The sequence below is a fragment of the Mucilaginibacter angelicae genome (assembly GCF_042434235.1).
Taxonomy (GTDB): Bacteria; Bacteroidota; Bacteroidia; order Sphingobacteriales; family Sphingobacteriaceae; genus Mucilaginibacter; species Mucilaginibacter angelicae.
In genome coordinates this window covers 135,981-147,068 of record NZ_JBHLTS010000074.1, presented here as the reverse complement: position 1 = coordinate 147,068, position 11,088 = coordinate 135,981, and the positions used below count along the sequence as shown (strand labels likewise).

Annotated in this window: 10 protein-coding genes; 6 read left to right on the top strand and 4 right to left on the bottom strand. The window is 41.6% G+C overall.

Annotated elements, in window-relative coordinates:
* Window positions 1–351: 351 nt before the first annotated feature.
* Entirely contained in the window at window positions 352–3,048 is a 2,697-nt protein-coding gene (alaS, locus tag ACFFGT_RS25080; protein WP_377025262.1) for an alanine--tRNA ligase, read from the top strand.
* Window positions 3,049–3,256: 208 nt separating this feature from the next.
* Here the strand turns inward: alaS and ACFFGT_RS25075 are convergent, their stop codons facing one another.
* Window positions 3,257–3,769: a hypothetical protein gene (locus ACFFGT_RS25075; RefSeq protein ID WP_377025261.1), complete on the bottom strand. Its 513-nt coding sequence runs from the start codon at window positions 3,767–3,769 to the stop codon at window positions 3,257–3,259.
* Window positions 3,770–4,049: 280 nt separating this feature from the next.
* On the opposite strand from ACFFGT_RS25075, the gene gatB reads away from it, so the two are divergent.
* The 5 genes from gatB (at window position 4,050) to ACFFGT_RS25050 (ending at window position 9,614) form a co-directional block, all read left to right on the top strand.
* Window positions 4,050–5,519 carry an Asp-tRNA(Asn)/Glu-tRNA(Gln) amidotransferase subunit GatB gene (gene gatB, locus ACFFGT_RS25070; RefSeq protein WP_377025260.1) on the top strand — a complete coding sequence of 490 codons (1,470 nt, stop codon included), beginning with the start codon at window positions 4,050–4,052 and terminating at the stop codon, window positions 5,517–5,519.
* On the top strand, window positions 5,520–6,665 hold the full coding sequence (locus ACFFGT_RS25065; RefSeq protein ID WP_377025259.1) for a redoxin domain-containing protein: 1,146 nt from the start codon (window positions 5,520–5,522) through the stop codon (window positions 6,663–6,665). It abuts the gene before it with no gap.
* Window positions 6,666–6,771: 106 nt separating this feature from the next.
* The gene (locus ACFFGT_RS25060) at window positions 6,772–7,461 is read left to right on the top strand and encodes a response regulator transcription factor (protein ID WP_377025258.1); all 690 of its coding nucleotides are present in this window, start codon (window positions 6,772–6,774) and stop codon (window positions 7,459–7,461) included.
* Window positions 7,462–7,644: 183 nt separating this feature from the next.
* Entirely contained in the window at window positions 7,645–8,562 is a 918-nt protein-coding gene (locus ACFFGT_RS25055) for a FimB/Mfa2 family fimbrial subunit (RefSeq protein ID WP_377025257.1), read from the top strand.
* Between the two features lie 47 nt (window positions 8,563–8,609).
* Window positions 8,610–9,614: a FimB/Mfa2 family fimbrial subunit gene (locus tag ACFFGT_RS25050; RefSeq protein WP_377025256.1), complete on the top strand. Its 1,005-nt coding sequence runs from the start codon at window positions 8,610–8,612 to the stop codon at window positions 9,612–9,614.
* A gap of 69 nt (window positions 9,615–9,683) precedes the next feature.
* Here ACFFGT_RS25050 and ACFFGT_RS25045 read toward each other — a convergent pair whose 3' ends face one another.
* From ACFFGT_RS25045 to ACFFGT_RS25035, 3 genes are all read right to left on the bottom strand, one after another.
* The gene (locus ACFFGT_RS25045; protein WP_377025255.1) at window positions 9,684–10,166 is read right to left on the bottom strand and encodes a hypothetical protein; all 483 of its coding nucleotides are present in this window, start codon (window positions 10,164–10,166) and stop codon (window positions 9,684–9,686) included.
* Window positions 10,167–10,285: 119 nt separating this feature from the next.
* Window positions 10,286–10,678, bottom strand: coding sequence for a DUF7674 family protein (locus ACFFGT_RS25040; protein ID WP_377025254.1), 393 nt, complete (start codon window positions 10,676–10,678; stop codon window positions 10,286–10,288).
* A 17-nt stretch (window positions 10,679–10,695) separates the two neighbouring features.
* Window positions 10,696–11,049, bottom strand: coding sequence for a DUF6717 family protein (locus tag ACFFGT_RS25035; RefSeq protein ID WP_377025253.1), 354 nt, complete (start codon window positions 11,047–11,049; stop codon window positions 10,696–10,698).
* Between the last annotated feature and the right edge of the window lie 39 nt (window positions 11,050–11,088).

Sequence of the window (11,088 nt, the reverse complement as noted above, 5' to 3'; positions counted from 1 at the left end):
GACAGATGCACCAGAGGTGCAAAAGGTTTGTAGCATAAAAAATTATAGAAATACCCTTTGCCCCAGAGGGGCAAAACAAAACGCCTTGCTGATTAAACGACAAAGCAATTTTATGGGTTAACTTAAACTCACAGAGGACCCTGAGGTTAGAAGTTGTTTTTGTATTCAATTTTAGCCGGTTTTATTCAATGTTGTTGAATTCTAATATACTTGTGAAATTGCATGGCGAGGACCTTAGTGTACTCTCTGAGAGACCCTGAAGGGGATAGGAAAATCTGTAGGGATTAATAAATAAATCCGAAATTGAAAATCCGATATCCGAAATAATTCAAAATCCTATCTTTGCTCCCTATGACTGCTACTGAAATACGACAGGCTTTTCTTGATTTTTTTGTTTCAAAGGGACATACCATTGTTCCTTCGGCACCAATTGTGATTAAAAACGATCCAACCCTGATGTTCACTAACGCGGGGATGAACCAGTTTAAAGATATATTTTTAGGCGAGGCGGCGCCCAAGGCCTCCCGCGTAGCGGATACGCAGCGTTGTTTGCGTGTATCGGGCAAGCATAACGATTTGGAAGAGGTGGGTATTGACACCTATCACCACACCATGTTTGAGATGCTGGGCAACTGGAGCTTTGGCGACTATTTTAAAAAAGAAGCCATTGCCTGGAGCTGGGAACTGCTTACCGAAGTGTACAAGCTGCCTAAAGACCGCCTGTACGTTACCTATTTTGAAGGCGACGAAAAGGAAGGCCTTGAAAAGGATACCGAAACCTACGAATTGTGGAAACAGTATGTAGATGAATCCCATATCCTGCGCGGTAACAAAAAAGATAACTTTTGGGAAATGGGCGAAACCGGCCCATGCGGCCCATGCTCGGAGATCCACTTTGACAGCCGCCCGGATAATGAGCGTGCCGAAGTAAGCGGTGCTACACTCGTAAATGCCGATCATGACCAGGTTATCGAGATCTGGAACAACGTGTTCATGCAGTTTAACCGCCTTAAAGGTGGGGCATTACAACCGCTGCCTAATAAACACGTGGATACCGGAATGGGTTTTGAGCGCTTGGTACGTGTACTGCAAGGCAAAACATCAAACTATGATACCGATGTTTTCCAGCCGATGATCCAGTTCATTGCTGAAAAATCAGGCAAGGAATATAATAGCGCCGCCAAACCCGGCGATGCTGATTGGAATGATGCCGTAGCTATGCGTGTACTGGCCGATCATATCCGTGCTATCAGCTTTGCTATATCTGATGGCCAACTGCCGTCTAACAACAAAGCAGGCTATGTGATCCGCAGGATTTTGCGCAGGGCTGTGCGTTACTCATATCAATATTTAGGTTTTAAAGAGCCTTTCCTAAATCAATTAGTGCCTTTGTTGGCTGATCAGTTTAAGGGAGTGTTTGATGAATTGTATTCTCAGAAGGATTTTGTGCAGAAGGTGGTTTTGGAAGAAGAAAATTCTTTCTTAAGGACATTAGCTGCTGGTCTAATAAGGTTTGAAAGATATTTAGAGGGCCGGGTAATTAGTATTGTAGATCGCCCCATGGGAGCAACTGTTGCTATTGACGGAGAAAAATTGAGTTCTCCAATTGATGGCTATTTTGCTTTTGAACTATACGATACTTATGGTTTTCCAATTGATTTAACGGAGCTAATCGCACGTGAAAAAGGTCTAACTGTTGAAATGGATAGCTTTGAGGCTTATCTTGCCGAACAAAAAATCCGCTCCCGTGCAGCCACAGCCATCGATACCGGGGACTGGATCGTACTAAAAGGCGATGAATCAGTTGAGTTTACCGGTTACGATGAAACTGAAACTGTAGCCCATATTGTAAAATACCGTAAGGTAACCGCTAAAGGTAAAGAACAATACCAGTTGGTATTGGATAAAACACCTTTCTATGCCGAAAGCGGTGGCCAGGTAGGGGATAAGGGTGAACTGGTTTTCCCTGATGGCGAGATTATCCTGGTTACCGATACCAAAAAAGAAAACGGCCTGATAGTTCATTTTACCGATAAACTGCCTCAGGATATTGACGATGCTTTAACTGCTATTGTTGATCCGGCCTTACGTAGTCAAACCAACAGTAACCACTCGGCTACGCACTTGCTGCATGCAGCCATGAAACAGGTATTAGGCAGCCACGTAAACCAAAAAGGTTCATTGGTTAATGCTGATTACCTAAGGTTCGATTTTTCGCACTTTGCCAAAGTTACCGATGAGGAACTGGCGCAGATAGAAGCTATCGTAAACCAAAAAGTACGAGAAAACATCCCGCTTAAGGAAGAACGCAGCGTATTATATGCTGAAGCCATCACCAGCGGCGTAACAGCGCTATTCGGTGAAAAATATGGCGAGTATGTGCGTGTAATTACTTTTGATGATAACTTCAGCAAGGAGCTTTGCGGTGGTACGCACGTGAAAGCTACAGGGCAAATTGGTTTCTTTAAAATTATTGCTGAAAGTGCTGTTGCTGCAGGTGTGCGCCGTATTGAGGCTATTACCGGTGTCGCTGCCGAAAAATACATTGTTACCCAAAATGCCTTGGTTAACCAGTTAAAAGAACTGCTCAAAAATCCAAAAGATCTTTCAAAAAGCATTGAGGGATTGCTGGACGAAAATGCCAAACTGAAAAAAGAGATCGAGAAATCGATCCTCGAAAAATCATCAGGCTTAAAAACCGAATTAGCTCAAAAAGCTGAAGCTATTGGTGATATCAATTTCATAGCCCAAAAAGTGGCCCTGCCCAATGCCGATGCGGTTAAAAACCTGGCTTACCAGCTTAAAGATATCGTATCCAACCTTTTCCTGGTGCTGGTAGCTGATTTCGACGGCAAGCCGAGCATTACTGTAATGATTGCCGAAAACCTGGTTAAGGAAAAAGGCCTGCATGCCGGTAACATCGTAAAAGAACTGGCCAAAGAAGTTAAAGGCGGCGGCGGCGGTCAGCCGTTTTTCGCAACTGCCGGTGGCAGCGATGTAAGCGGATTGGATAATGTGCTGGTGAAAGCGAAGAGTTTTGTAGGGTAAGCCCCCAATAAAAGCGCGTCATTGCGAGGTACGAAGCAATCCCCAATTAGCAGAGCGGCTAAGCAAGTCCCCCTGTATAGTTTGGGATTGCTTCGTACCTCGCAATGACGTGAGGTTTAATAGACTTTTAATAAAAAAGACCGCCTCAACAGAAGCGGTCTTTTTAATTATATGTACTTTTTTTTGGGGAAAAGCCTGTGTTGGATAATTAATGGCGATGGCCATTATTGTGGTCACGGTGTTCAACTACGCGGGTACGTTTAACTACCCTTGGTTGCGGCCTTGGATGGCGGTTAACTACTGTTGTACGGTTAACTACACGTGTGCGGTTTACCACCCTGGTACGATAGTTATCACGAACTATCACGTTCCTGGTGCCGCGGTAACGGGCGTAGGTATCACGGTCATGGGCAAAATAGGTATACGGCCTTGGGCGGTTTACAGCTACTTTGTAACCGGTGGCAATATTATATGTAGCGTAACGAGGTGGCAATGCACGTCTCCAAACCCAGTTTCCGCCGTCTAAATAAACATATTGGTGAGTTGGTACATAGTAATAACTTTCTACATCGGGTAAATAATAGTAGTTAACACCGGCGTATTCGGCGGGTGGGTTCCATAAACCAACGTTTACATTTACGCTTACCTGTGCATTTGCTTTTGTAACCGAAGCTGCAAGTAAAAAGCATCCTGCAAGCATTCCTAAAATTAGTTTTTTCATAGTGTCTGTCTAAGTATGCGGCACTTATTCAATATCTGTGCCTGATAAATAGACGGGGATAAGTACAGAAAGTTTAATCTGGTAATGACCGGCAGATTTGAATTGAATATTTCATAACTGATCTCCAATCGCTAACCGCCAATCTCTATAACCTCTACCTTGCAACTATATAATTGTACTTTTAGCGTTGTTTTAAAAGCAAAATGATGCTTATACTCTATTAATCTTTATATATTTGACTTTTATACATCAGTAAAATCATAGCTGAATTTTAATTTTTATGACAGTTCTCGCAGACGGATTAGGTGAAAAGTACGAGGTGGTAATAGGCCTTGAAGTACATGCCCAGCTATCCACTTTTAGTAAGGCATTCTCGTCAGATTCTGCCGCTTTTGGTGCCGAGCCAAACCACCACATTAGTGCAGTATCGCTGGGACATCCTGGTACACTGCCTTTTATCAATAAAAAAGCGGTTGAATACGCGGTTAAAATGGGCTTAGCCTGTAATTGCACTATCAACCTTAATAATAGCTTCGCCCGTAAAAATTATTTTTATGCCGATCTGCCCAAAGGCTACCAGATCAGCCAGGATCAGGCGCCTATCTGCCTGAAAGGTTATGTGCCCGTAAAGCTGGCCGATGGCTCCGAAAAGAACATCGCCCTGCACCATATCCACATGGAAGAGGATGCCGGAAAAAGTATGCACGACCAGCACCATGCCGATTCATTGATCGACCTTAACCGTGCCGGTGTGCCGCTGGTAGAGATCGTATCTGAACCCGATATGCGCAGCGCCGAAGAAGCGGGCCAGTTCCTTACCGAAACGCGTAAACTGCTCCGCTACCTTGATATTTGCGATGGAAATATGGAAGAAGGAAGTATGCGCTGTGATGCCAATATCTCGGTACGGCTTAAAGGCGCAACTGCCTATGGCAACCGCTGTGAGGTGAAAAATCTTAACTCTATCCGTAACGTGCAACGTGCTATTGAGCACGAGTTTGTACGCCAGGTAAATATCATTGAAGCCGGCGGCCATATCGACCAAAATACCCTGAATTTTAACGCCGATACAGGCGAAACCTCGGTACTCCGCTCAAAAGAAATGGCCAACGATTACCGCTATTTCCCGGAGCCGGACCTGCCGCCCTTGAAGCTTAGCAATGAGTACGTAGAAAACATCCGTAAAAGCCTGCCTGCCTTACCTGCACAGTTATATCATAAGTACACCGAACAATTGGGCTTAACGGTCTATGACGCATCGGTTATCACTGCCGATAGGGATACCGCCTTCTATTTTGAATCGCTGATAAAACACACCGATCATTATAAAGCTGCAGCCAACTGGCTGATGGGCGCTGTACGCTCATACCTCAATGATCATAACCAAACCATTGGTAACTTTGCTGTTACGCCGCGAAACCTTGCCGGCCTCATCAAACTAATTGACACCGGGGTGATAAATAATTCTGTAGCTTCGCACAAATTATTCCCTGCCATGATCAAAGATCCGGGTAAAAAACCGGATGATCTGGCTAAAGAACTTAACCTGCTTATCAGTGCCGATGGCGATGATGTAACCCGTTTTATAAAGGATGCCATTGCTAAATATCCTGATAAGGTTAAGGAATACCAAAAAGGGAAAAAGGGCGTTTTAGGCCTGTTTATGGGCGAGATCATGAAAAGCTCAAAAGGCAAGATCGACCCGCAAAAAACTAACCAGCTATTGATAAAGGAATTAGAAGCTAAATAAATGAAAGTTAAAAATATTGCTGCCGGCGCGCTGTTATTGCTTAGCGCGGGCATGTACTCTTGTAAAAACAATTCACAGTTCACCGTTTCAGGAACTATTAAAAACCCGGGTAACCTTAAAGCTGTTTATTTGATTGAGGCCGATAGCTCAGGCTTAAAAGTTGTTGATTCAACTTCATTGGGCGAGGGTGGCAAGTTTGAGTTTAAGCATGTAGCGCTTTATCCTAACCTGTTTAAACTCCGTGTGGGCAATACCGGTCCGCAGGGAAGCGAAACCCAGGGAGAGAACCTTTTTGATTTCATAGCTAAAAATGGCGACGATATTGATTTTGAGACCGACAATAACAGTAAAAACCACGAGTACACCATTAAAGGCTCTGATGATTCGGATAAAATAAAAGAGTTTAACCGCATCAGTAATATCTACGGCGATAAAAACGCCAAGCTTTTTGCCGAGTACCAGGAAAAATCGCATGGTGAGCGTAACGATTCGCTGCTGAAAGTATACATGCCTATATTTTTAAAGAATGTAAGCGAAAGTGGTGAGGCGGTTTTAAAGTTTGTAAACGATAATAAAAAATCGCTTGCAGGTTTTTATGCAGCTACCACGCTTGATCCTACTAAATACGAAGCTCAGCTAATCAAATTTGCCGATGATATCAGGGGCGATTTTAAAGATAACCCTACCGTGCAAAAGTTCATTGCACAAATGGACAAAGCTAAGCCGATCTCAATTGGGCATAAAGCGCCTGAGTTTACGGTTAATGGTATTGATGGTAAGCCTATCAAATTATCCGATTATAAAGGTAAATATGTAATGGTTGATTTTTGGGCTTCATGGTGCCAGCCCTGCCGCCAGGAAAACCCTAACGTGGTAAAACAGTACAATACCTTTAAAGGAAAAGGCTTTAATATTTTAGGTGTATCGTTAGATAAAGGTAAACCGGAGTGGCAAAAAGCTATTAATGATGATAAACTTACCTGGGCGCACGGATCTGACTTAAATGGCTTTGAAGGCGAAACAGAGCGTTTATATCATATTGAAGCAATCCCGTCAAACTTTATTATTGATCCGCAGGGAAATATAGCCGCTAAGAACATTACAGGCGCCGATCTTGAAGCTTTTTTAAATAAAACATTTAAATAGCCTCAACTTACGGTTAATATAAGGTAACGTTTAACAATTTGTTAATATTGACTTAACTATTAGCTGTTGTAAAGCGTATACTTTTATACAAAAAAATTAACGCAACATGAGCAGCACCGCAAAACAGAAAATACTTATTGTTGATGATGAACCGGATATTTTAGAACTGATTGAGTATAACCTCAAAAAGGAGGGTTACCAGGTGTTTTTAGCGCGTAACGGCCAGGAAGCTGTTGCCGAAGCAAAGAAATCACTCCCGGATCTGATTGTACTGGATATCATGATGCCTAAGATGGATGGGATAGAAGCATGCCGCATTATGCGTACCATGCCCGAGTTTAAAAATACCTTTATGGTGTTTTTAACTGCCCGCAGTGAAGAGTATTCAGAAATTGCAGGTTTTAACGTAGGTGCCGATGATTACATTGCAAAACCTATAAAACCCCGCGCACTGGTTAGCCGCATAAACGCTATACTACGCCGAAACGCCCCTGCCGAAGATGTAATTGATAATAAACTGGAAATAGGCGACCTGGTTATCGACCGCGAAGCTTACCTGGTTTACAAAAACGGTGTTAAAGTTGTATTGGCTAAAAAGGAATTTGAACTGCTTTACCTGCTGGCTTCAAAGCCAGGCAAGGTTTACACCCGCGAGGTGATCCTTAAAAACATATGGGAAGATTCGGTAGTAGTTACCAACCGTACCATTGATGTTCACATCCGTAAACTGCGCGAAAAACTTGGCGACGATTGTGTTGCCACTGTTAAAGGGGTAGGTTATAAGTTTGAAGCTTAGCCCCCAGCCTCCTAAAGGGGGAGTTTATAATATTAAAAAAAGCGATTGGGTGACCAATCGCTTTTTTTGTGGGGTGATAACTTCTTCTATTGCATAAAAGCACCTGGTTATAATGATCTAATTAATTTTATTAAATGATTGGATTTTTTGCTTTAAAGGCTATCTTTGGATAAGCCTAAGCCGATGAAAAAATATTTATCCTTATTATTTCTAATGTGCTTTTTTACTTTTGCCTGTAAAAAAAAGCATGACCCCGTACCTGATCCTGTTCAAAAAGTATACAAAGCCAATTTTAATTTAACTGGTTTTACGCAAAGCATTGCAGGTGTTTCCAATGGTAAACAACATGTAAACAGTGTTGGTACCAATGCCGCTCCGGTACCTGTTACTACCGATTATTTTAAAGTTATTAAGTATTTGGTTTATGATGCAAACGGTAATTTATTCCACTCGTTAACTATCGATTCTACCGCCAGTAATTTTGGCAATATTTCGGATAATCTTCCGGCCGGTACTTACACAATCGGGATAGCTGCCGGGCAGGCTGGATTAACCTATAATAAAGACCTCAACAATGTATTTTACTATGCCTCGTCTATGGGCTCTTCATTGCCCTGGGGGGATACTTTTTTTAATAAATCCCAATTAACAGTATCGGGAGATGTTACCCGGGATGTAACCTTGAGCCGGATAGTGGGGCAATTAGAAATCAATATTGAAGATGCCATACCCGCTGTAGCTAAAAGCATAGATATAACAATTAAAAACGAGTACAGCTACTATTCTTTTGCTAATGAATTGCCAAATTCCGGCTCCCCGGAAGCATTTACAACCATTATTCCGGAAGCATCAAAAGGCAAAACCAATTTTAAAATAAATAAAATTATTGCAAATACAGTAGCCCCTTTTGTAGTTACAATTACTTGTTACGATGCTAATCAGAAAAATATTGGCCAGGGGGCTGTTATTAATAATGTAACCTGTCAAAAAAACACAAGGACTATATTGTCGGGTAAATTATTTAACGGTCTTAGTAATAATACATTTATCATTAATTTAAATAACAACTGGGACCCTACACCTATTGTTATTCATTATTAAAATACGCACCTGGTAACAGCTTTGTTAAGCAATAAACTTATTTGAAAATGAAAAAACTTTTTTTAGGGTTAGCATTAATTTGTATGGCTGTATTATCCTGCAAAAAGGAGCAAACCAGTACTAATGGCCAAACACCTCATGATGGAAAATATAAAGTTACTTTTAATGTAGGTTTTTCACAGCAAACAGCCAACTTTCAAACCGGTGCATTGAAAGTTAACCGTATTGGTACAGAAGTAGTTGTGCTGCCGCTTTCGAGCGTGGTTGATGTAATATGTTTTGCCGTGTACAATAGCGATGGAAACAGGCTTCATCTTATTAATCAGTCGTCATCGGATCCAAATTTTGGTGTTTTTACAGATAATTTAAACAGCGGGACTTACACCGTTGTTGTGGCTGCCGGTAAAGATGGCTTAACACTATCAAATGACATTGTATACCAGGGACGTGAAATTTATAATTATGTAGACAATAGCAATTTAAGCACCGACATATTAACCTATGGAGTACTTGCTTCCAAACAGCCTAAAGTGTTTGATAAGGATGCTTTTTATAAAAAAATAACGATAACGGTACCGGGAACCACTTCTCAAAGTGTCAGTTTAGATAGGATCACCTCGCAGGTGCAGGTTGTTGTTGAGGATGCCCTGCCTGCAAACGCAAAAACACTGGAGCTGCATATTGACAAAACAGCTGATAAGTTTTATGTAGGGAGCGCTACCCCGGCCAATATGAATGCGTTTCTGCATTTCAATAGTATTTTACCAACTGCAGCCATCGGGACACTTAATTACACTTTTGCTACAACAGCTTTTTTGGCAATGCCTTCATCAACGCAAACCATTGGTTGTTCAAGTAGTTTACCTGTAAATTCAAACGATATTTTAACTGCCGATATTGCTCAGTCTGTTGTGCCAAATGTGTCGTGCTTGCCAAATAAGAAAACAATTTTAACAGGAAACTTATTTGGCGGTAATGGCAAGCCAACAACTAATGGGTTTCATCTTTTTATTGATACGAGCTGGAATACCAGCCCTGTAAAGTCATTTTAAAAAGGAATATTAAAAATTTAAGATAAACAAAAAGCGGTCCGTGTTTTACGGGCCGCTTTTTTGCATTTTTTATTTAGTGGTAACGGCTTTCTTTTTAACAGCAGTAGCTGCCTTCGCTGTTTTTGCGGCCACGGTCTTTTTTGCTTCAGTGGCCTCAGTTTTTGCTTTTGCAGTGATGGCTTTTGCCTTGGTCCCGGCTTTAGCCTTAACATCGGCAACCGCTTTTTTTGCAGTCGCTGTTTCATCTTTAACCTTGGCTGTAATGGCCTTAGCCTTGGTTTCGGCTTTAGCTTTTACATCAGCGGCGTCTGTTTTGGCTTTTGCAGTTACCTCGTCCGTTTTTTTAGCAACGGTTTTTTTGGTAGCGGCTGCTTTTTTTGTGACGGTTGCCTTTTTAGCGGTTACTTTTTCTTTTATATCTTCAAATTTTTCTTCGGCTACTTCTTTTACGTCTTCGGCTGTATCTTTTGTGCCTTCCCAAAGGCTTTCAATTGTTTCTTTAACCTTCTCGAAAAATCCCTTTTCTTCAGGTTTGGTTGATTGATCACTCATGATGTTTTTTATAGATAGATAAACAGATTGTTATTAATTAACCCTTTAACCTCAAAAAGTTTAGGTTTGTTTTAAATCTGCTTAACAAACACATCATAGTTGGTAATATCAAAAGCAGGTTATCCTTTTAATTTACCTCCTTGTAAGCCGTATAAGCTATCTATAGTTTTTAAAGTAGTTGTATCAAGCCTTTGCTCTAAAAGTGGCCTTATCTCGATATAGATATCCCGTTTAACCCATTGGTGAATAGTTCGTAATGTTTCATCCCTGTCGCCCAGATGTTCGTAGAATGTTACTCCAGCGGCGTTCCATAAGTCAGTCGCTTTTTGCCTGAAACACCATTCGGCAAAGTCATAGTTCTTTTTGAGTTGTTCGGTGTCATTATTTCGATGCGCAGTAACGGTCGACGGCAGTAATTCAATGAAAACGCCGTAAATAGAAGTTTGAGGATCTTCAAATTCTTTCTTCAAGCCGGGGAGGCACTCAATTGCCCTTTTTCGCCAGGCGCTCATATCTGATGATGTTTACTTTACTGTTTTTTGAAATAGATAAGAGCGGGAAGCTTACCAAATACGAATTTTGTAACGTCACAAAGCCACATTTGCTGGTTAAGTGTTTTGCCACCATAATCGCTGAGCAGATAAATGCCGCCGCCAACATGATCTTTATAATCTTCAATAAGTTGGAGCACAGTACTGCCTTCAAAGGGTTCTTCGGCCAGTATAAGTTCAACTTCGTTGCTGCCCTCGCCAACATAATCAAGCATGATATCAGCTCCTTCAACCATTTCAAGGTCGGCTTTAACACCCTGCCAGTCGGGTAGGTCAATGTACCAGCGGCCGGTATCTTCTTTAATGAATTTATAAGTATTTGCGGTTGTCATTATGCTAATATAAAGCAAAAAGTCCCGCCGTTGGGCAGG

Excerpts from the sequence above, each read along its gene's own strand:
- ACFFGT_RS25075 (WP_377025261.1), bottom strand. The coding sequence starts at position 3,769 with ATGAAAAAACTAATTTTAGGAATGCTTGCAGGATGCTTTTTACTTGCA.
- ACFFGT_RS25055 (WP_377025257.1), top strand. The coding sequence starts at position 7,645 with ATGAAAAAATATTTATCCTTATTATTTCTAATGTGCTTTTTTACTTTT.
- gatB (WP_377025260.1), top strand. The coding sequence starts at position 4,050 with ATGACAGTTCTCGCAGACGGATTAGGTGAAAAGTACGAGGTGGTAATA.
- ACFFGT_RS25060 (WP_377025258.1), top strand. The coding sequence starts at position 6,772 with ATGAGCAGCACCGCAAAACAGAAAATACTTATTGTTGATGATGAACCG.
- alaS (WP_377025262.1), top strand. The coding sequence starts at position 352 with ATGACTGCTACTGAAATACGACAGGCTTTTCTTGATTTTTTTGTTTCA.
- ACFFGT_RS25050 (WP_377025256.1), top strand. The coding sequence starts at position 8,610 with ATGAAAAAACTTTTTTTAGGGTTAGCATTAATTTGTATGGCTGTATTA.
- ACFFGT_RS25045 (WP_377025255.1), bottom strand. The coding sequence starts at position 10,166 with ATGAGTGATCAATCAACCAAACCTGAAGAAAAGGGATTTTTCGAGAAG.
- ACFFGT_RS25035 (WP_377025253.1), bottom strand. The coding sequence starts at position 11,049 with ATGACAACCGCAAATACTTATAAATTCATTAAAGAAGATACCGGCCGC.
- ACFFGT_RS25040 (WP_377025254.1), bottom strand. The coding sequence starts at position 10,678 with ATGAGCGCCTGGCGAAAAAGGGCAATTGAGTGCCTCCCCGGCTTGAAG.
- ACFFGT_RS25065 (WP_377025259.1), top strand. The coding sequence starts at position 5,520 with ATGAAAGTTAAAAATATTGCTGCCGGCGCGCTGTTATTGCTTAGCGCG.